This is a genomic window from Pseudomonas sp. S1_E05 (assembly GCF_056337105.1).
The window spans coordinates 43,486-63,672 of the sequence record NZ_JBFRHM010000001.1 but is presented as its reverse complement, the minus strand read 5'-3'; the positions used below and the strand labels follow the sequence as shown (position 1 = coordinate 63,672).

Annotated in this window: 15 protein-coding genes; 6 read left to right on the top strand and 9 right to left on the bottom strand. The window is 60.5% G+C overall.

Annotated features, from left to right (window positions below; genetic code table 11):
* Positions 1 to 100: 100 nt before the first annotated feature.
* Positions 101 to 1,612, bottom strand: coding sequence for a polyphosphate:AMP phosphotransferase (gene pap / locus AB4N33_RS00310; protein ID WP_476456128.1), 1,512 nt, complete (start codon positions 1,610 to 1,612; stop codon positions 101 to 103).
* 292 nt (positions 1,613 to 1,904) lie between these two features.
* Here pap and mnmC point away from each other — a divergent pair, with 292 nt between their 5' ends.
* On the top strand, positions 1,905 to 3,887 hold the full coding sequence (gene mnmC / locus AB4N33_RS00305; RefSeq protein ID WP_476456127.1) for a bifunctional tRNA (5-methylaminomethyl-2-thiouridine)(34)-methyltransferase MnmC2/FAD-dependent 5-carboxymethylaminomethyl-2-thiouridine(34) oxidoreductase MnmC1: 1,983 nt from the start codon (positions 1,905 to 1,907) through the stop codon (positions 3,885 to 3,887).
* Between the two features lie 3 nt (positions 3,888 to 3,890).
* Here mnmC and AB4N33_RS00300 read toward each other — a convergent pair whose 3' ends face one another.
* Positions 3,891 to 8,711, bottom strand: a complete 4,821-nt coding sequence (locus AB4N33_RS00300; RefSeq protein WP_476456126.1) for an NEL-type E3 ubiquitin ligase domain-containing protein — start codon at positions 8,709 to 8,711, stop codon at positions 3,891 to 3,893.
* Between the two features lie 239 nt (positions 8,712 to 8,950).
* Here AB4N33_RS00300 and AB4N33_RS00295 point away from each other — a divergent pair, with 239 nt between their 5' ends.
* The 4 genes from AB4N33_RS00295 (at position 8,951) to AB4N33_RS00280 (ending at position 14,129) form a co-directional block, all read left to right on the top strand.
* Positions 8,951 to 10,723, top strand: a complete 1,773-nt coding sequence (locus tag AB4N33_RS00295; protein WP_476456125.1) for an N-acetylglutaminylglutamine amidotransferase — start codon at positions 8,951 to 8,953, stop codon at positions 10,721 to 10,723.
* A 3-nt stretch (positions 10,724 to 10,726) separates the two neighbouring features.
* The gene (ngg, locus tag AB4N33_RS00290; protein WP_460122009.1) at positions 10,727 to 12,472 is read left to right on the top strand and encodes an N-acetylglutaminylglutamine synthetase; all 1,746 of its coding nucleotides are present in this window, start codon (positions 10,727 to 10,729) and stop codon (positions 12,470 to 12,472) included.
* Positions 12,473 to 12,529: 57 nt separating this feature from the next.
* Entirely contained in the window at positions 12,530 to 13,720 is a 1,191-nt protein-coding gene (locus AB4N33_RS00285) for an osmoprotectant NAGGN system M42 family peptidase (protein WP_460122007.1), read from the top strand.
* Between the two features lie 181 nt (positions 13,721 to 13,901).
* A complete protein-coding gene (locus AB4N33_RS00280; protein WP_003199186.1) occupies positions 13,902 to 14,129 on the top strand; it encodes a YheU family protein in 228 nt (75 codons plus the stop codon).
* 5 nt (positions 14,130 to 14,134) lie between these two features.
* On the opposite strand, the gene csrA is transcribed toward AB4N33_RS00280, so the two are convergent.
* The 3 genes from csrA to AB4N33_RS00265 all read right to left on the bottom strand — a co-directional run bounded on the left by csrA (position 14,135) and on the right by AB4N33_RS00265 (position 15,676).
* Positions 14,135 to 14,320, bottom strand: a complete 186-nt coding sequence (csrA, locus tag AB4N33_RS00275; protein ID WP_460122006.1) for a carbon storage regulator CsrA — start codon at positions 14,318 to 14,320, stop codon at positions 14,135 to 14,137.
* A gap of 142 nt (positions 14,321 to 14,462) precedes the next feature.
* Positions 14,463 to 14,795, bottom strand: coding sequence for a YnfA family protein (locus AB4N33_RS00270; RefSeq protein ID WP_460122004.1), 333 nt, complete (start codon positions 14,793 to 14,795; stop codon positions 14,463 to 14,465).
* Between the two features lie 65 nt (positions 14,796 to 14,860).
* The gene (locus AB4N33_RS00265) at positions 14,861 to 15,676 is read right to left on the bottom strand and encodes an SDR family oxidoreductase (protein WP_460122002.1); all 816 of its coding nucleotides are present in this window, start codon (positions 15,674 to 15,676) and stop codon (positions 14,861 to 14,863) included.
* A gap of 278 nt (positions 15,677 to 15,954) precedes the next feature.
* Here AB4N33_RS00265 and AB4N33_RS00260 point away from each other — a divergent pair, with 278 nt between their 5' ends.
* The gene (locus tag AB4N33_RS00260) at positions 15,955 to 16,113 is read left to right on the top strand and encodes a DUF3309 family protein (protein WP_174602692.1); all 159 of its coding nucleotides are present in this window, start codon (positions 15,955 to 15,957) and stop codon (positions 16,111 to 16,113) included.
* A gap of 71 nt (positions 16,114 to 16,184) precedes the next feature.
* Here AB4N33_RS00260 and AB4N33_RS00255 read toward each other — a convergent pair whose 3' ends face one another.
* From AB4N33_RS00255 to AB4N33_RS00240, 4 genes are all read right to left on the bottom strand, one after another.
* A complete protein-coding gene (locus AB4N33_RS00255) occupies positions 16,185 to 18,278 on the bottom strand; it encodes an LTA synthase family protein (protein ID WP_476456124.1) in 2,094 nt (697 codons plus the stop codon).
* Between the two features lie 344 nt (positions 18,279 to 18,622).
* A complete protein-coding gene (locus AB4N33_RS00250; RefSeq protein ID WP_476456123.1) occupies positions 18,623 to 19,228 on the bottom strand; it encodes an START domain-containing protein in 606 nt (201 codons plus the stop codon).
* 40 nt (positions 19,229 to 19,268) lie between these two features.
* Complete coding sequence (locus AB4N33_RS00245) at positions 19,269 to 19,523, bottom strand: YkgJ family cysteine cluster protein (RefSeq protein WP_460121996.1); 255 nt, start codon at positions 19,521 to 19,523, stop codon at positions 19,269 to 19,271.
* A gap of 141 nt (positions 19,524 to 19,664) precedes the next feature.
* On the bottom strand, positions 19,665 to 20,168 hold the full coding sequence (locus AB4N33_RS00240; protein ID WP_460121994.1) for a translation initiation factor 2: 504 nt from the start codon (positions 20,166 to 20,168) through the stop codon (positions 19,665 to 19,667).
* Positions 20,169 to 20,187: the final 19 nt, after the last annotated feature.

Genomic DNA, 20,187 nt, shown 5'->3' with positions numbered 1-20,187 from the left:
GCATACCTCATTGTTATTGGCGGTTAAGAGTGGACCGAGCATAAGTCCGGCCCTCAGTGCCCGCGACAATCATTCACCTTGCGTATGCGTCGCCATCGGGTTACCTGTGTTTTTTCCCGTGTCGGTCGGACCTTTCGAAGGCCGCTTCCAGGGCTTCGTTGAGGGTGCGCAACACCTTGATCCGTGCCCAGCGCTTGTCGTTGGCCTCCACAAGCGTCCAATTGGAGATCTCGGTGCTGGTGCGATCAACCATGTCGCCGACTGCCGTCCGATAGGCATCCCATTTCTCGCGATTGCGCCAGTCGTCCTCGGTGATCTTGAAGCGCTTGAATGGCGTTTCCTCGCGTTCCTGAAAGCGCTCCATCTGGGTGTCCTTGTCGATGGCCAACCAAAACTTGACCACCACAACGCCGGCGTCGGCGAGCTGTTCTTCAAAGTCATTGATTTCGCCGTAGGCACGCAACCAGTCAGCGGGGCTGCAAAAGCCTTCGATGCGCTCCACCAACACCCGGCCATACCAGGAACGGTCAAACACGGTGAATTTGGTCCGTGCCGGAATATGCCGCCAGAAACGCCACAAATACGGATGCGCGCGCTCCTCTTCGGTGGGGGCGGCGATGGGCACGATGCTGTATTGCCGTGGGTCGAGCGCCGCCGCTACCCGCCGGATCGCGCCGCCCTTGCCCGCAGCATCGTTGCCTTCGAATACCGCCACCAGGGCATGACGGCGCATGCGTTTGTCGCGCATCAGCCCGGAGAGTCGTGCCTGTTCGGTGATCAGTTGCTCTTCGTACTCATCCTTGTCCAGGCGCTGGCTCAGGTCGAGGCTGTCGAGCAGGCTGATCTGATCGACGCTGCTGACCAGCGGCGCAGCGCTGACCTTGTCGGGGTGAATATCAGGCCGTTGCAAGGCGTCTTGCAGGCCTTTGAGCAGTATCTTGCCGACCGCCAGGCTGCGATAGCGCGGGTCCACGCCGGCGATCACGTGCCATGGCGCATAGTCACGGCTGGTGCGGCGAAGGACGCGCTCGCCGTATTTGACGAACTTGTCGTAGGTCTGCGATTGCTGCCAGTCCAGCGGGCTGATGCGCCAACTGTGCAGCGGGTCGTCTGCCAGGGACTTAAGCCGTGCCTTCATCTGTTTCTTGGACAGGTGGAACCAGAACTTGAAGATCAGCGCGCCTTCGTCGCAGAGCATTTTCTCCAGACGTTCGGCGCCATTGATGGCCTGATCCAGTCGCGGATCCTTGAACTCGCCATGCACGCGCCCCTGCAACATCTGGCTGTACCAGTTGCCGAAGAAACCCCCCATGCGCCCCTTGGCCGGCAGCATCCGCCAGTAACGCCAGGCCGGGGGTCGCGCCAGCTCTTCGTCGGTCTGCTGGTCGAACGTGCGCACCTCGATCAGTCGCGGGTCCATCCATTCGTTGAGCAACTTCACCGTTTCGCCCTTGCCGGCGCCTTCGATGCCGTTGATGAGGATGATCACCGGAAATCGCTTCTGCTGCTGAAGTTCGAACTGCGCCTCGAGCAAGGCTTCGCGCAGCGCCGGTACTTCAGCGTCGTAGGTTTCTTTGTCGATGACGTGACCGATTTCGGCAGATTCGAACATGGACCGCTCCCATTCAAGATTGCACAAGCCTAGCGGAAAAACCTGCGGCTATCTGGACCGGGGTCAATGCAGAAGGTTGCGGACAACACCGCCCACCTGTAGGAGCGAGCATGCTCGCGATGGACGCCTGAACACCGCGGGGTGTCAGGCAGCCAGCGTCATCGTTGACGACCATCGCGACGGTTCGACATGCTCGCTCCTACAGGTGGGCGGGCTCAATGTGCTTGCTTTGGATCATGGCTCAACCCCATCGATCAGCTAGAATGGCCCCCTAGCCGTGATCGAGCCTGCCATGAAACCTGTTCTGCCCCACGCCCAGCTCGACTGGGATGACCAAGGCCTCCCGCGTTCGCGGGTGTTCGACGATGTGTATTTTTCCGACCTGTCCGGCTTGGACGAAACCCGCTATGTGTTCCTCGAACAGAACGCGTTGCGCGAGCGTTTTGCGGCGTTGCCGGTGGGTGGACGGCTGGTGATTGGCGAGACCGGTTTTGGTACTGGCTTGAACTTCCTGTGCGCTTGGCAGTTGTTCGAACAACACGCGCAACCTGGCGCACGCCTGCACTTTGTCAGCGTTGAAAAATACCCGCTGAATGCCGCCGATCTGCAACGGGCGCTTGCCTTGTGGCCGGAACTCAAGCCGTTCGCCGATCAATTGCTCGCGCAGTATGTAGCGATCCATCCAGGCTTCCAGCGGCTGGTGCTGGCCGAGGGTCGCGTGACGGTGACCCTGTTGATCGGTGATGCGCTGGATCAGTTGGCGCAACTGGACGCACAGGTCGATGCCTGGTTCCTCGATGGTTTCGCGCCGGCAAAGAACCCGGACATGTGGACCGCCGAATTGTTTGTCGAACTGGCGCGGCTCGCCGCCCCCGACTCGACCATCAGCACGTTTACCAGCACCGGTTGGGTTCGCCGACTGCTGAACGCGGCGGGGTTCAAGATGAAGCGCACCCCGGGCATCGGTCATAAATGGGAAATCCTGCGCGGCTCGTTCCTCGGCTGGCCGCAGGAAGTCCCCGCGCCCCCGGCGACCAGCCCATGGTTCACCCGCCCTCAACCTTTCACCGGCGAACGTCGCGCGTTGGTGATTGGCGGCGGCATGGCCGGTTGCGCGACCGCTGCCAGTCTGGCGGCACGGGGCTGGCAAGTCAGTGTGCTGGAGCGTCGTGATGCTCTGGCGCAAGAAGCCTCGGGCAACCCTCAAGGTGTGCTGTACCTGAAGTTATCGGCGCACGGCACAGCGTTGTCGCAACTGATCCTCAGCGGGTTCGGCTACACCCGTCGCCTGCTGGAGCACCTGCAACGCGGCCTCGACTGGGACGGCTGCGGCGTGCTGCAACTGGCGTTCAATGCCAAGGAAGCCGAACGTCAGGCGCATCTGGCGCAGGCATTCCCCCACGATTTGCTGCACAACCTGGATAAGGAGCAGGCCGAGGCACGCGCCGGTATCAGCCTGGCGTCGGGCGGTCTGTTTTTCCCGGAAGGTGGCTGGGCGCATCCCCCGGCGTTGTGCCAATGGCAAGCCAACCACCCCGGAATTCGGGTGCTGCCCCATCACGATGTGCTGCAACTGCGTCGAGCCCAGGGCCGCTGGCAAGCCTGGGATGGCGAACAACTGCTGGCCGAAGCCCCCGTGGTGGTGCTGGCCGGCGCTGGCGACATCCAGCGTTTCCCAGAGACCAGCCATCTGCCACTCAAGCGGATTCGCGGCCAAATCACCCGCCTGCCGCAGACGCCTCAGAGCCAGGCGCTGAGCACCGTGGTCTGCGCTGAAGGTTATGTCGCGCCGGTGCGCTTGGGTGAACATACCCTGGGCGCCAGTTTCGACTTCAACAGCCAGGACCTGGAACCCACCGCCGCAGAGCACGCCGGTAATCTACAGATGCTGGAAGATATTTCCGCAGACCTGACGGTTCGCCTGCGTGCCGATACCTTGCAGCCCGAAACGCTCCAGGGCCGCGCCGCGTTTCGCTGCACCAGCCCGGATTACCTGCCGATTATCGGGCCCCTGGCGGACGCCGATGCGTTTGCCGACGCCTACAGCGCGTTGAGCAAGGATGCCCGGCAAATACCCGACGTCGCCTGCCCTTGGCTGGAAGGTTTGTACGTCAACAGCGGTCACGGCTCCCGGGGGCTGGTCACCGCGCCGCTGTCCGGCGAGTTGCTCGCGGCGTGGATCGAAAATGAGCCGATGCCGCTGCCACGCGCCGTGGCGCAAGCCTGCCACCCGAACCGCTTTGCCTTGCGTCGGTTGATCCGCAGCAAGGGTTGAACCTCAATCAAGAGCGAAGCAGGTCTTTGACTCTTCGGCGGTGAGCGCCGCCTGGGTCAAACGTGCCATCAAGGCGCGTTCGGCCTGCTGCAACTCGTCCATGATGCCATCGGCCTTTGTCCGGTAACCTGCGCCCAGCGTGTCCTGACTGTCGAAGGCAGATTGCATGCGTGCGTGGAAAGGTTCGACAAGGTCAGCGAACTGTTTGCCATGGTGCTCACGCAAAAAATCGGTCCAGAAACCGCGCGCATCCAGGTATTCCTGCAATTGGGATGACAGTTGCGCGTTGACCACCCGGCTGTACGCCACATCCAGATCAGCAGGCTTCACCCCGCCCAGCGAGGCATAACGCATGTGTCGCGGCTGCCCGATCAGCTCGAGCCTGTCCGCCAACCCGGTTCGGTAGGCCAGCCCCACCTCGACCGGATCGAGCGTGCGGTCAGCTGTAACCTTCTCCCGGGCAATCTTGTCCAGGTAATCCAGGTTGAACAGTGACCTTCCCAGGTTGATCAAGCGGGCGGCGCGATCGTGGGTATTGATGGCCTGTCGTACCACCTGTTCGATTTCCACGGCCACTTCAAGGTTACTGAAGATGGTGGCCGCCGAATCGGCGCAATTGGACTTCACCGCCATCGACAACAATTGATCACGCAAAGCCGCATCCCTGCCAGTCGCCTCGACTACATTCCACACCCGGCGCGTCATGTCCTCGCGCACGAAGCGACTGTCGGCCGTGCTGCCCGTTTCCGCGAGCAGGCGGAAGAAGCCGTCGGACGCGGGTTGATTCTTCAGGGCCTGCCAGGCGTGGTTACGCCGGGCATAATTGTGCTCGTTGGGTTTGGGCATCCAGAAATCCCTGGCCATTTGCTCGCTGATCACAGCGGCATCATTGTCGAGAAACCCCATGCCCTCGCCTGTGTTGTCGCGATAAGCCTTCAGCCTCGCGGAGCTCTCGCTGGACAGCGGGTTGTGTCGCAAATTAATGGTTCGGGCCAAGCGTCGGGAGCTGTCAAACAGCCAGTCCGGCAACTTGCGAATCTCGTTACCGCGCAAATCGACCATGTCCAGGTAGGGCAAGCGCTCAAGCCCCAGTGGCAGTTCAGTGGCGTGGGTGTGACAGAGGAACAGGCCTTGCAAGTGGAGCATCTTGCGCACATCCAGGGTTGCACCCAGCCGATTGCCGGCCAGCGATAGCGTATGAAGGCCCCGCATATCGGCCAGTTTGCGCAGGGTTTGCTCGGTTAATATCAGCTGATTGTCGTTCAGGCTCAGGTGTTGCAAGCCCGGCATCTGCGACAGCGCTTCGGGCAAGCGTGTGACTTTGTTGCCGTCCAACTCCAATCGGGTCAGATTCTTGAAAGGTTTGAGGAAGTACGCCAGTTCATCACCGGCGTTCATGTCCCTGACCCGCAGGGTGCGCACATGGGCGACATCCTGTTCGGTGAGCGTGGGCAACGGCCCCACCGGGTTACTCTCCAGCGTCAGGGTGGTATAGGGCTGGTTAACGGGCCAACGTGGTGGCGCCACCCGACGCCAGCAATTTTCAAGAGCATTGGCCACCTGCCGGCGGCTGACCCGGAGGTCATTCAACTGCCCCGGCAGCTTGGCCATCTGTGCAGTGTCGTCACGCCAGGCATAGAGGGTCCTGCGAAACACATCCAATTGCTGCTTGAGCTCGCGCAGTCGACTCATCTGCGCCATCGGGGTGCTGCCTGCGTTGTCGAGAAAAGCCACCGCCTGCGCATCTGTGTACAAAGGAAATAACTTGAGGACTTTGCGGATCAGGCTTCTTGCGTGCGCTCTCCCTTCGGGAGGCGCCGCCTGAACGCAGGACAACAGGTGGCTGGCGGTTTTATCACGCTCACCGCGCAACAAACGGCCCGTGCGCGCCGGATCGGCAGTACCCGCCTTGACCAGTCGTGATCGAAGCGACGTCACATCCTGGATATCGTTACCGCTCAAACCCATGCGCGCACGCTGGCGGGCGGGCAAAGCATCAATTATGGCCTGGGCCAACGTATCGCTGGCAGCCGTGGAAGACACATTGCCGGTGACCTGGGTGACCTGGTAGCCCGTGGCGGTTTTCACGATGATACCGCGCGATTGCGCCTGCGCCTCACCCACGCTGTTCAACAGGTCGCCGGTTGGCGATCCCTGCCGTAATTCAAGTCTGCACCCCTCATCCCAACCCTGCACCCGATCCATCAGTGCCAGTGTCAGGCTTTCGGTGTCGACATTGGCCAGATGCGGCAGATGCAACCCGGCGAGCGCCCGGTCCTGGCGAATGGCGAACTCTGCCTGACGCACCTTGCGCGCCAGATCCGACCCAAGGATCTTGCGATCGAACAGGAAATGGCGGTCTCTGCCCGACGCGCCATCCAGCACTTCCTGCGCAACCCGGCTGGGCAACTGCGGAGCCTGTTCGCGCAGCAAGACGATGTCCTTGTTGGCGGTGTCATCGTAGGCCTGGTACAGACGTTCGAACAACGGCTTGCGATTGCCCTTGAGGTACCTGGCGATTTTCTCACCCAGCAATCGTGCATTCGATTCTCGGCTGGAATGGCCAACCAAGGCTTTGACTTGCTCAGGGTAAAGGCCGTCGACGATAGTCTGGAGCAACTTCCCGGCGCCGAGTTGCGCCTGGGTCACGTGCACGCAATTGATTTCATCATTTTTCGGCGCCGTTTTCGGGAACCGCGCGATGACGACGTCCTGCTCATCGAGCACTTCGATGAACCGTTCCGCCGGCCAGTCGGGGAGCATGGGCAGCACCTGCAACTGCGCCTGCACATACCGAGTATGGGTGGTTTCTCCACGCTCCATGGCATTGATCAGCTCGCTGATCTGCCGGTCCAGCTTGAAGCGCTGGGCGCTGTCGTTCACGCGTTGGGGCAGTTTCAATCGGCTTTCGTGCAAATGATGCAGCCGACCGGGCGTCATGCCCGTGATGTCGGCCAGCGCCGTCAGGTCGCTGCCGCGCTCGGCCAGGTGGGGATTGCTTCGACCTAATGCGTAACCCGCCTCGGGCCACTCATGGGCATGTTCATAGACATGGCGCCAGCCACCGGCGAGGGTTTGTTCCAATTGAGGCTCAAAGGCATCGGTGCGCGTGGGATGATTGATTTGCCAGGCATTTCCGGCGGCATTGCGTGACACGCGATAGGTGGCTCCATCCATGATGATCGAATGGGCATCACCCTGCGCGTAAACGCCCTGTGAGTCCGGCCGCAAATCAGATGGCACCCCTGAAGACTGCCGATAGGGGGCCAGGTCCGGTTTCCAGAGCATGGCCTTGCCGTCCGCTCGGTTCACCGCCTCGAAACGCTCGAAGTACGCCGCTTGCTCCTTCACGCCTTTGCCGAGCACCTTGCCGACGATTTTGCCGCCGGCCGCAAACGCCGCCATCTGCGCAACGCCTTCGACCACGTTAAGCAAATGCGAGAGTGCTTCGTTGCGTTCACCCTGCGTCCAGTCTTCCACGCCTTCGTAGATTTCGCCGGCCATTTCGACCACAGCGGCGACCAGCATCAACCCTCCCAGTATCGGAACGAAGAAAGCGGCTGCATTGAGTAGCACCATGCCGACTTGCAGCAGGGCCTGGAGCGTTTTCTCGCGCTGCTGCTCGTCGACCACATGGGTCGGCACCGCGAGTATTCGCGCGTCCTCTTCGGCCTTGGTCACAAAGTCGCTGAACAGAAAATCACCCAGGCAGGTATCGTCGGGCAGGGCTGACAATTTGCCCACCGTCTTGTCCTGATCGAACCGGCTGAAGAAATCGACGGCATCGTGGCCCGCGAGGTATTGAGTCGCAAACTGCTTGCGGAAACTGTCACTCTTCAAATGAAGCGTCAGATAGGCCTTCAAGTCCTCGACTGAGGCATATTCGTAAAACGGCCGGCGGGGATTGTTGGGCATGTAGACCACACACTTGGCTGTGGGCGCGGTATCGATGGAGACCTTGCTGAACACCAGCACGCCGTACAGGTTGACGTCATGAATCACCAGGCCTTGCCAGAGCACCGGCGCCCCGTCGTACTGAATGTTCCTGGCCTTGGCCGCCGGTAGATCCTGCTCGATGGCCTTCAACAGCATCCGGTAGGCGGCATCGCTGATGTCTTTTTTCAGAAAGGCCGTGTGGGCCGCAACCTGCATGTCCAACAACTTCAATCGCCGAACGTCCACCGAGGCTGGTGTTGCGTTGATGGACGTCGCCGTCAATGAAGTTGCAGGTGGAACCGCGAGCACTTCGTTGATGTGCTTCTGATATTTGCCCCCCAGGTCCAGCTCGCGACACAGCGCAGCGAATTTGGCAGGCGTGATGTCCGGGCCCGAGCGGTCCTTGCCATTGATCCGGACCCTGGAATCCTCAAGAAAACCGTCTGATGCGGCTTCCTCAGCGGTGAAATTGAGCATGGCCGCGTGCAGCAGGCTGCAGGAACTGGCGGTGATTTCTCCCTCGTAACCCAGGGGTAACAACCCGGTGCCGGAAAACTCCATCTTGACCACCTCGAGCGTATCCCGCTCGACATCGACATCGAGTTTCCACTGGCTCTTCAGCGCAGCAGTGAGCCGTTGCTTGCAGAACCCATCCAGCGGTTTGAGCCTTTGCAGGACCTGTGAGGCCCTGGCGTAGACCAGATGCGACTGGTCGAGCGCGGCGTTCAGAGCCTGGACCACACCCAGGTCGGCATTGGCCAGCCAGGCTGGAAGTGACCTGTGCAGCACATCGGCCTTGTCCAGATCGCCGGTATGCTCCACCAACGTCGCCAATCGGTGGGCATCGGAGACGGGGGATGAAGCCTTCGTGATAGCGGGGGTCAGCATAAGCAATGTCCTTATTGCATTCGGAAGTGCTCAGCCTACGCCCCCCCGCACGCCGATCCGGCAGCATTATCTACCACCCTGCTCAAGGACGAATCCGCCATACCAGAGGTTCGCCTCTCTGCTGCTTATTACTTATCGATCTAAAACTACTGAAATCTACACGGGTCAGTTTCTGAGTACCCGCCGTTCTGGCCGAGTACCGATTGACCCTCCCCAACGGAAAAACCGGTAAGGATTTTATGTGTGGATTAGCTGGCGAGTTACGCTTTGATCATCAACCTGCGGACCTTGCAGCCGTTGAACGAATCACCCATCACCTGGCCCCTCGCGGCCCCGACGCTTGGGGGTTTCACAGTCAGGGGCCGATTGCCCTGGGCCATCGTCGCTTGAAAATCATGGACCTGTCGGACGGCTCGGCGCAGCCGATGATCGACAACCAACTGGGTCTGTCCCTGGCCTTCAATGGCGCGATCTATAACTTCCCCGAACTGCGCGCCGAGCTGGAAAGCCTCGGCTACGCCTTCTATTCCGGCGGCGACACCGAGGTGCTGCTCAAGGGCTATCACGCCTGGGGTGAAGCCCTGCTGCCCAAGCTCAACGGCATGTTCGCGTTTGCCATCTGGGAACGCGACGCCAGGCGCCTGTTCATCGCCCGCGACCGCCTCGGCGTGAAACCGCTGTACCTGTCGCGCACCGGGCAGCGCCTGCGCTTCGCCTCGGCGCTGCCGGCGTTGCTCAAGGGTGGCGACATCAATCCGATCCTCGACCCGGTGGCGCTCAATCATTACCTGAACTTCCATGCGGTAGTCCCGGCGCCGCGTACCTTGCTGGCGGGCGTAGAAAAGCTGCCTCCGGCCACCTGGATGCGTGTCGAAGCCGATGGCCGTACCGAGCAGAAAACCTGGTGGACACTGCCCTACGGCCCACGCTCTGACGAGATGAACCTGACGCTCGAAGACTGGCGTGACCGCGTGCTAGAGAGCACTCGTGAAGCTGTAGCGATTCGCCAGCGCGCGGCGGTGGATGTCGGGGTCTTGCTCTCCGGCGGCGTCGACTCGAGCATGCTCGTGGGCCTGCTGCGTGAAGTCGGCGTGGACAACCTGTCGACCTTCTCCATCGGCTTCCAGGATGCCGGCGGCGAACGCGGCGATGAGTTCCAGTATTCGGACTTGATCGCCCAACATTTCGGCACCCGGCATCATCAGTTGCGCATCGACGAAAAAGAAATCATCGAGCAACTGCCCGCGGCGTTCCGCGCCATGAGCGAGCCGATGGTCAGTCATGACTGCATCGCCTTCTACCTGTTGTCCCGGGAAGTGGCCAAGCACTGCAAGGTGGTTCAAAGCGGCCAGGGCGCGGACGAGTTGTTCGCCGGTTATCACTGGTACCCGCAGGTGGATGGTGCCGCCGATCCTTATGCGGCCTATCGCGAGGCGTTTTTTGACCGCAGTTACGACGATTACGCTGCCACGGTACAGCCGAAGTGGCTGACCGCGAATGACGCTGCCGGTGACTTCGTCAAAGAACATTTCGCACAACCCGGTGCTGACGCTGCGGTGGACAAAGCCTTGCGCCTGGACAGCACCGTGATGCTGGTGGATGACCCGGTCAAACGCGTCGACAACATGACCATGGCTTGGGGGCTGGAAGCGCGTACGCCGTTTCTGGACTACCGCCTGGTGGAACTGTCGGCGCGCGTGCCGGGCCAATTCAAGTTGCCCGACGGCGGCAAGCATGTGTTGAAGGAAGCGGCACGCCTGGTGATCCCGAGCGAAGTCATCGACCGTAAGAAAGGTTACTTCCCCGTGCCTGGCCTCAAGCATCTGCAGGGCGACACCCTCAACTGGGTACGCGACCTGCTGCTGGACCCGAGTCAGGATCGCGGCCTGTTCAACCCGGCGATGCTCGACCGCCTGCTCACCGATCCCCAGGGCCAGTTGACCCCGTTGCGCGGCTCGAAGCTGTGGCAACTGGCGGCGCTGAACCTGTGGCTCAGCGAACAAGGAATCTGACTGATGAAACCTCACGCCACGGCGTACAGCCAACGCCTGTTGCGCGGTCAGGCGCCCTCCTACGAACGCTTGCAGGCGCGACTGGCCGAAGACGGCAGCGAGCTGGCCGCCGACCCCATCGCCGTTCATTGCGGCTGGGGCCGGTTGCTGATCGGTCATACCTTTCCGGATCCGGCAAGCCTTGCTCGGGAATTGCTCAACGAGCAGCCCGGCGAACGAGATATTGCCCTGTATGTCGCCGCCCCCCAGCAGGTCTTGGGCCTGGAGCCGGCACAGCTGTTCCTCGACCCTTCCGACACCCTGCGTCTTTGGTTCAGCGATTACCGCCAGGCCACTCGCGTGTTTCGGGGTTTTCGCATTCGCCGCGCCCAGAGCGAGGCGGATTGGCAAGGCATCAACCAGCTCTATCAGGCGCGAGGCATGTTGCCGATCGACCCTGCCCTCCTGACACCTCGTCATCTGGGTGGGCCGGTGTACTGGCTGGCCGAGGACGATGACAGCGGCGCGGTCATCGGCAGCGTCATGGGCCTCAATCACCAGAAGGCCTACAACGACCCGGAACATGGCAGCAGCCTGTGGTGCCTGGCCGTCGACCCGCATTGTTCACGCCCCGGTGTCGGCGAAGTGCTGGTGCGGCATTTGATCGAGCACTTCATGAGCCGGGGCCTGAGCTACCTTGACCTGTCGGTGCTGCATGACAATCGCCTGGCGAAAAACCTTTACGCCAAGCTCGGCTTTCGCAACCTCTCGACCTTCGCGATCAAACGCAAGAACGGCATCAATCAGCCGCTGTTCCTTGGCCCCGGCCCAGAGGCCGAGTTCAACCCCTACGCGCGGATCATTGTCGACGAAGCGCATCGGCGCGGCATCGAAGTTCAGGTGGATGACGCCGAAGCCGGTCTGTTCACCCTGGTCCATGGCAGCCGACGCGTGCGCTGCCGCGAGTCCCTGAGCGACTTGACCAGTGCCGTCAGCATGACGTTGTGCCAGGACAAAAGCCTGACCCACAAGGTGTTGAAAAACGCCGGCCTGAATCTGCCCGCGCAACAACTCGCCGGGAATGCCGATGACAACCTGGCGTTTCTCGACGAGCACGAGCGGGTGGTGGTCAAGCCGCTGGACGGCGAACAGGGCCAGGGCGTGGCAGTGGACCTGCGCGACATCGAGGAAGTGCAACAGGCCATCGAAGTCGCCCGCCAGTTCGACACCCGCGTACTGCTGGAAAGTTTCCACGAAGGTCTCGACCTGCGCATTCTGGTGATTGGCTTTGAGGTGGTGGCAGCGGCGATTCGCCGACCCGCTGAAGTCATAGGCGATGGACACCATTGCATCCGCGCGTTGATTGAAGCCCAGAGTCGCCGACGCCAGGCAGCCACCAGCGGTGAAAGCAAGATCCCCATGGACCAGGAGACCGAACGCACCCTGCAGGCAGCCGGCTACGAATACAGCAGCATTCTGCCGGCAGGCGAGCACTTGTTCGTACGGCGCGCGGCGAATCTACACACCGGCGGCATTCTCGAGGACGTCACTGCGATCCTGCACCCGACGTTGATCGATGCCGCCGTGCGCGCCGCGCGGGCGCTGGACATCCCGATGGTCGGCCTCGACCTGATGGTGCCAGCGGCAGATCAGCCGGAATATGTGTTTATCGAAGCCAATGAGCGTGCCGGACTGGCCAATCACGAACCGCAGCCTGTGGCTGAGCGGTTTGTCGATTTGCTGTTTCCGCACAGTCAGGCGGTGGTCTGAATAACGCCATCGCGGCCGTGCGATGGCGTCACCCCAGACACCCAACGAGGAGTTTCCATGACCCACAAAACCCCCGAACCGGATCTCAATTACCTGCAAAAAGTCTTGCTGGAAATGCTCGCCATACCGAGCCCGACCGGCTTCACCGACACCATCGTGCGCTACGTTGCCGAGCGCCTCGAAGAACTGGGCATCCCTTTCGAAATGACCCGACGCGGCACCATCCGCGCCACGGTCAAGGGTAAGAAAAACAGCCCCGACCGCGCCGTTTCCGCTCACCTGGACACCATCGGCGCCGCCGTCCGCGCGGTGAAGGACAATGGTCGCCTGACCCTCGCCCCGGTGGGCTGCTGGTCCAGCCGATTCGCCGAGGGCAGCCGCGTCAGCCTGTTTACCGATAACGGCGTGATCCGTGGCAGCGTGTTGCCACTGATGGCGTCGGGGCATGCGTTCAATACGGCCATCGATGAGATGCCGATCAGTTGGGACCACGTTGAACTGCGCCTTGACGCCTACTGCGCGACACGTGCCGACTGCGATTCGCTGGGCATCAGCGTCGGCGATTTCGTGGCGTTCGATCCGCTGCCGGAGTTCACCGAAAGTGGCCACATCAGCGCTCGCCACCTCGATGATAAAGCCGGTGTTGCAGCGTTACTGGCGGCGCTCAAGGCCATCGTCGACAGCGGCGAGGAACCGATGATCGATTGTCATCCGTTGTTCACCATCACTGAGGAAACCGGCAGTGGCGCGGCGGCGGCGTTGCCCTGGGACGTCAGCGAATTCGTCGGGATCGACATCGCGCCGGTCGCGCTGGGCCAGCATTCCAGCGAGCACGCCGTCAGCGTGGCGATGCAGGACTCCGGCGGCCCCTACGATTACCATTTGTCCCGCCACCTGCTACGGCTGGCCAGCGACAACGAATTGCCCGTGCGCCGTGACCTGTTCCGCTATTACTTCAGCGATGCCCACTCGGCCGTCACCGCCGGCCACGACATCCGCACCGCCCTGCTCGCCTTTGGCTGCGACGCGACTCACGGTTACGAACGTACGCACATCGACAGCCTGGCAGCGCTCAGTCGCCTGCTCGGCGCCTACATCCTCAGCCCGCCGGTGTTCGCCAGCGATGCCCAACCGGCCAAGGGCTCGCTGGATCGCTTCAGCCATCAAATCGAACATGACACGCAGATGGAAAGCGATACGCGGGTGCCGTCGGTGGACAGTCTGGTCGGGCAGCGGTCGGAGGGTTGATCTGACATTTGGGTTGCCTGACCTGGCTCTATCGCGGGCAAGCCCGCTCCTACAGGGGTTGCGGTGAACCTGTAGAAGCGGGCTTGCTCGCGATAGCCATTCACCCGGTACCCCATCATCCCGGGCTAGCCGCAACCCGTCATTCACCGTAGCATCGCGCCATTGTTTAGCCGAGGTGCCTATGCTGATCCCCCACGACCAACTCGAAGTCGATACCCTGACCCGCTTGATCGAAGACTTCGTGACCCGCGACGGCACGGACAATGGCGATGACACGCCGCTGGAGACCCGCGTACTGCGAGTTCGCCAGGCGTTGACCAAGGGCCAGGCGCTGATCGTCTTCGATCCGGAAAGCGAGCAATGCCAACTGATGCTCAAGCACGACGTGCCCAAGCATCTGTTCGACTGACAGCGTCAGGTGGCCTCGTTTTTCGCCAGTTTGGCCTGGATACGTCTGTGCACCTCCGCCCGGTGCACGGTGACACTTTTTGGAGCTTCGATGCCAAAACGCACGTTGTTGCCGTTGACGGCTACAACACGCAGGGAGATGGTGTCACCGATAGAAATCATTTCACCCACAACGCGGCTGAGTACAAGCATGGCATTCGTCCTTCAGGGTTATCGAGCCCTGAAGATGCACGGTGCGTAGCGGCCCTTCAATGCAGTGGGGGAAAAACAGTCTCGCCCTACAAGGCTAAACGTACGACTCCCTAGGAAACGTCCGACAAAGCTGGGCGAAACGTCAGGAAGCGGTGAAGCGCGGGCCAAACAGGATGACACTCGCACCGATCACGCACAACGCAACGCCAATCCAGTCCGAGCCCAACGGACGAATTCGCTCGACCACCGCCAGCCAGCCAATCGACGCAATGATGTAAATGCCGCCGTAGGCAGCGTAGGCGCGCCCTGCATAGGTTGCTTCGACACGGGTCAGCAACAGCGCGAACAGGGTCAGGCTGAGCAGCGCCGGGACCACCCACCAGACACTCTTGCCCTGGCGCAACCACATCCAGAAAGCAAAGCAGCCGGCGATTTCAAACAGCGCGGCAAGAAAGAACCACAGGTAATTGAGCATGCCAGGTGTCTCGTTAGGTTGACCAATGGCGGCCACCCTAACGACGACGTTTCGTTGGGGCAAGTTCAACCGGCGGTTTGTTTGGCCTTGGCGCGCATTTTATCGGCCATTGCAGTCATTTCATCGTAAAGCAGCTGCGGGTTTTTCTGCTTGAGCGCCCAAGCCATGCGCCCCTGCTCGTGGGGCAGGATCATGAACTCGCCCGCCTCAACCTGCCGATAAATGTAATCGGCAATATCCGAAGCGGTAATGGGCGAACTTTCCAACAGTTTGCCGACCTGGGCTTTCATCGCCGGGGTGGGGCCACGGAATGAGTCCAGCAAGTTGGTCTGGAAGAATGAAGGACACACCACATGCACACCGACTTCCTGCTGCGCCAGCTCCACCAGAAGGCTTTCGGACAACGCCACGACACCGGCCTTGGCGACGTTGTAGTTGCTCATGGCCGGGCCCTGCATCAAGGCGGCCATCGACGCGATGTTGATGATCCTGCCTTTGCTTTTTTCCAACAGCGGCAGGAAGGCCTTGCAGCCTTTGACCACCCCCATCAGGTTGATCGCGATCTGCCAGTCCCAGTCTTCCAGCGACAGCTCGCTGAAAAAGCCACCTGAGGCGACACCGGCATTGTTGACGATGACGTCGATGCCACCGAATTTCACTTCACAGGTCTGGGCAAACGCTGTCAGTTGACTGTAGTCACGCACATCGCAGCGCTGTATGAATCCGTCGCCACCGGCTTCGCGAACGAGTTTCAGGGTTTCCTGCAAACCAGGTTCGCTGACATCCGACAAGGCCAGTTGCCAGCCTTCACGCGCCCAGCGCAGCGCGATTTCGCGACCCAGGCCCGAGCCCGCGCCAGTGATCATCATGCGATTTTGCATAGCAAACAGCCTTGTTGTTCCCGAGGAAGATGCCTGAGTGTAGCGAAGGACCCTGACCGACCCACGCTCCATCAGATTGCTGAATAGCCCGAACAAACCCCGGACAGGGGCACGACAAGTTGCCCATTGAAAAGAAATAAGCGAACTCGCAAAAAACATTAAAAAAACATGGAATTTTCTTTCAAGTGCAAGAGTCGGACTTGGTAAGCAGCTTGGGTTTATAGCAATCCAGCTGACTATTTAGCGCCAGGTAATTCCAGAATGCTTCCCACAAGGAAATAGACATGGGCACAATCTTAATCATTATTCTGATTCTCCTGCTGGTAGGCGGTCTGCCGGTATTCCCTCACTCAAGAAGTTGGGGTTACGGCCCGTCGGGTATCATTGGCGTAGTGTTGGTAGTGCTGCTGATCCTGCTGTTACTCGGCAAGATATAAAGCAACAACAAGCGAAAAAAAGGCAAAAAAAGAGGCCCTGCGAAGGGCCTCTTTTTTATTGCGTCTATAACTTATTCCGGTACGCCGTGGACCACACCAGCGGTGTTGTCGATCAGGCTCTTGGTCGCGGTCTGGATGAACGACTCAAGTTTCTGCCGCAGGGCCGCTTCGTCTTCCGACGCGGGGATCATCTCACCTTTCGGATTGGCGCCCAGCTCGTAGTGGTACAGTTTGGGCGGCATTTCCTTTGGCAGCACCAACACGCGATCGGCGGTGAGCAAGGCAACCGTCTGGTCGCTGCCCGACGGCTTGATCACGCCGAAGCCCTTGTCGCCTTCCGGCAGGTTCAGCAAGTCGCGACCCCAGCACTGGTGAAGCACGTCGCCACCGATGCGCCCCATGATGGTCGGCACGATGTCGATCTGGGTGCCCACGGTGTGGTCAACCTGGCCGAACTTGTCCTGCACGCCTGGCCCGATCAACAACATCGGCACGTTGAAACGACCCAGGTCCATTTCAGTGATCTGCTGCTCGTTGCCGAAACCGTGGTCGCCAACGATCACGAACAGCGTTTCCTTGAAGTACGGCTCCTTGCGTGCCTTCTCGAAGAACTGACCCAGCGCCCAGTCGGAGTAGCGCATGGCGGTCAGATGCTCGTTGAGGCTGCCGCGGTCAGTGACACGTTCTACCGGCAACGGCGTCGGCAAGGCGTACGGCGTGTGGTTGGACAGGGTTTGCAACAAGGCATAGAACGGCTTCTTGTCCTTACCGTCGCGAGCTTTCAACTCCTCCAGGCCACGGTTGAACATGTCCTGGTCGGACACGCCCCAGGTCGGATCGGAGAACACCGGGTTGACGAAGTCATTACGCCCGATGAAGTTGGTCATGCCCTGGTTGCTGAAGAAGCCCGACTGGTTGTCCCAGGCAAAATCACCGTTGTAGACATACACGTCGTCGTAATCGCGGGCACTGAGCAATTGCGGCAGGCCGGACAGCTTGTGGCTGCCTTCCGGTGTCTGCATCAGATACTCGAACCCAGGCAGGTTCGGGAAGCAGGCCATGGTGGCGAACATGCCCTGGTGGGTGTGCGTGCCGTTGGAGAAGAAACGGTCGAACAACAGGCCTTCTTTCGACAGCTTGTCAAAGTAAGGCGTGATGTTGCCCGGACGGCCCAGCGCGCCGACCGAGTGACCGGCGAAGCTTTCCATCAGGATGACCACGACGTTCTTGATCGGCAGGGTCTTGTCGGCGTTCGGCGAATAGGTGCGGCGAACGGCGGCGGTCTCGGCATCGACCAGCTTGTCACTCGGCGTTAGCAGCATGTCGCGCACGGTCTGCTGGGCGACGGGTTGCTCAATGGTGGCTTTCCAGATGTTGTCGCGCTCTTCAGAAAACCGGCTCTTGGCCGCGGCAATCAAGGAGAGCGTGCCGTTGAGGCCCAACTGGTTGGCGAAGTTCGAATCGGTGGTGTAGACGTCACCCCAGCGCAGCGGTGGCCCCTGACGCAGGGTGCCGCGAGCCGCGACCACGCAGATCAGCAGGCAGACCACGAAAACCACTGCCCGCATGTACCACGGGGCGACCTGACGGGCACCGATGCTGCCACCGCTGAACGGCCCGCGTGGCCGGGTTGCACGGTCGGCACCCTTGAATGCCAGGGTCAGGATCAAGGTGCCCACGGCCCAGGCCAGCAGGTAGCGAACCACCGGGAAACCGTACCAGAGCATGCTCATCACGGTTTTCGGGTCTTCCTTCACGTACTGGAAAACCAGGCCGTTGAGACGTTGGTGGAACTCGCGATAGAAGTCCATCTCCATCAGGCCAAGGAACAGCGCGATGCTCGATGCGATGGTCAGCCACAGTCGGAAGAACCCACGTGCGGCCATCGCCCGGGCACTGAACAGGGCCAGTACCAATGGAATGATGAGGTAGACCACCAGGCGCAGGTCGAAGCGCAGGCCGTTGGCGAACGCCTCGACAAAGGTCGAGGCCGGTGTGTCGAGGATCATCGCGCTGTTGTAGACCAGCAGCGCCAGGCGCAGCAGGCTGAACATGACCATCATGACCAGGGCGCACAGCAGCGTGTAGGCCAGGTGGGATTTGACGGTGGGTTGCAGCAGGCGACTAGAAGCTCGCTGCTGATTCAGGGCGTCCGGGATTGCCATGTCGTTTTAGGACCCTTGGAAGTTAAAGTTGCAAAAGGCAGCTGCGCCCAGCCCTCTGTTGGCCAATTCTCGGCCCCGGGGTTTGCGCGGTGCGCAAATGTTGCACGATCAATCGTGGCATTGCCATTGATTAGTGAGCGGCACAGTTACGCGGGCGGATTGTCTTGGAGACTTTGTGAAAATTTCGTTCAACGCATATTGAGAAACAAAATAAAGTGCGCTGTCTGTAGGAGCGAGCTGGCTCGCGATTCTGCGTATCAGCTTGCATATTTGCTCCCTGAACCACCGAATCGCGAGCAAGCTCGCTCCTACCGTAAAATGAACGATCTGAATGGGGCGTTTTTTTACTTCTCGGCCTTGGCCTTCAAAGCCTTCAGGGTATTGAACGGCGCATCCACCACGAACTTGTTGGCAACCATCGACGGCACGCTGCCGCCCGGCTCCGTGTGGACCTGATAGGTCACTTCGACCTGATCACCCTTGGGAACGAACTTCCAGAAACCGTCGATCTTGGCCACCCGCACGAAACCCTTCTCCTCTGGAATGTAGTTCGGTACTCCTTCGAGTTTACGGGTCAGGCTGCCGTCGGCGCCTTCGGTGGTGGTGACATGCAGCACCGAATCACGCGGGGTCACCGGCCATGGCGTATTGAACTGGCTGTAGGTCCAGCTCTGGTTCCCTTCGTGCTTGAGCAGTTTCTGCAGTTTGCACTCGTGAATCCAGGCGCAGGCACCTGCCACGTCATCCTGCAAGGCGCGCAACTTGGCCACGGTGGTTTTCATCAGGGTGACCCCCTGATAGGCCTTGTAATCGGAGCCGGCCACTTCACTCAAGGACACCTTGATACCGTCCTCATTCTTGGCCACTTTCCAGTCTTCGGCCTGGGAGACACTGGTCGCCAGCATCAGCGTCAACCCACACAGCACAGCCATTCGATGCAGCGAACTCATAGTCTTATTCCTTATTGTTGAAGTTCCGTTCGTAAACACATCACGCCGCCGTCATCTGCTCCCACCAGCCCAGCAACCTGATCGCCTCTTCGCTGCTGGCGCCGCAAACCTCGACGTCGGCCTTGAAGCCCGAGCACACGGCAGGACGCTCCGGTTGGCCGAAAATAGCGCACAGGTTTTCGACAGACAGCTGCGCGCAACGTTCTCCTGCGGCTTTGCCATGGGGCATGCCGGGAATCGGGGAGCTGATGGAAGGGGCAATGCAGCAGGCGCCACAGCCTTCACGGCAGTTCATGACGAAGGGTTCCTCGCGACGGGCGATGTGTGATTGGACGGCCACAGAATAACGACTAAAACAGTTGTTTTAAATTACTGGCCGCGAGTTTTTACGCGCAAACGGGCGTGACTGACCAGTCTGCGACAAAGCGCCTGCGAATCAGCGCTTGAATTCGAACTCCAGCGCGGCGCCGTCCACCTCACGGCGCTCTTCGTTACGCAGTTGCAATTGCATTTCGTTGCTGATCAGCCGCCCGTTGAGCTGGAAGGGAGAGGCCTTCTCACCGAACATTTGTGGCAATACCGCCGGACGCTTGGGCAGCGCAACGGTGCCGACCGGCTCCAGCTCCTCGACCATGTCCCGGGGCAGGCTCAAATCCAGGTTCGCCGAAGGCAGCGCAGTCTTCGCGACTTCGCTCGCTGGTTTGGACTTGGAGACAATCGGCGCGCGCTTTTTCACCTTGGTCGCATTTTTTGTGACTGGCGCGGCTTTCTTGACGGGTGTGGCTTTCTTGGCCGGAACAGCTTTCTTGACGGGAGCGGCTTTGTTCGCAGCCGCTTTCGCCGCAGGTTTTTCCTGCACTGAAGCCGCCTTGACGCTTGGCGCCGGTAGGATCAGCGCCAGACACACCGCCAGGCATACAGAGGAAAACAATGATTTCATGGACCCAACGGAGCTCACG

Coding starts and splice junctions, on each gene's coding strand:
- AB4N33_RS00285 (WP_460122007.1), top strand. CDS start 12,530: ATGACCCACAAAACCCCCGAACCGGATCTCAATTACCTGCAAAAAGTC.
- AB4N33_RS00270 (WP_460122004.1), bottom strand. CDS start 14,795: ATGCTCAATTACCTGTGGTTCTTTCTTGCCGCGCTGTTTGAAATCGCC.
- AB4N33_RS00300 (WP_476456126.1), bottom strand. CDS start 8,711: ATGCTGACCCCCGCTATCACGAAGGCTTCATCCCCCGTCTCCGATGCC.
- AB4N33_RS00245 (WP_460121996.1), bottom strand. CDS start 19,523: ATGAACTGCCGTGAAGGCTGTGGCGCCTGCTGCATTGCCCCTTCCATC.
- ngg (WP_460122009.1), top strand. CDS start 10,727: ATGAAACCTCACGCCACGGCGTACAGCCAACGCCTGTTGCGCGGTCAG.
- mnmC (WP_476456127.1), top strand. CDS start 1,905: ATGAAACCTGTTCTGCCCCACGCCCAGCTCGACTGGGATGACCAAGGC.
- AB4N33_RS00240 (WP_460121994.1), bottom strand. CDS start 20,168: ATGAAATCATTGTTTTCCTCTGTATGCCTGGCGGTGTGTCTGGCGCTG.
- AB4N33_RS00280 (WP_003199186.1), top strand. CDS start 13,902: ATGCTGATCCCCCACGACCAACTCGAAGTCGATACCCTGACCCGCTTG.
- AB4N33_RS00295 (WP_476456125.1), top strand. CDS start 8,951: ATGTGTGGATTAGCTGGCGAGTTACGCTTTGATCATCAACCTGCGGAC.
- AB4N33_RS00265 (WP_460122002.1), bottom strand. CDS start 15,676: ATGCAAAATCGCATGATGATCACTGGCGCGGGCTCGGGCCTGGGTCGC.
- AB4N33_RS00255 (WP_476456124.1), bottom strand. CDS start 18,278: ATGGCAATCCCGGACGCCCTGAATCAGCAGCGAGCTTCTAGTCGCCTG.
- pap (WP_476456128.1), bottom strand. CDS start 1,612: ATGTTCGAATCTGCCGAAATCGGTCACGTCATCGACAAAGAAACCTAC.
- AB4N33_RS00250 (WP_476456123.1), bottom strand. CDS start 19,228: ATGAGTTCGCTGCATCGAATGGCTGTGCTGTGTGGGTTGACGCTGATG.
- csrA (WP_460122006.1), bottom strand. CDS start 14,320: ATGCTTGTACTCAGCCGCGTTGTGGGTGAAATGATTTCTATCGGTGAC.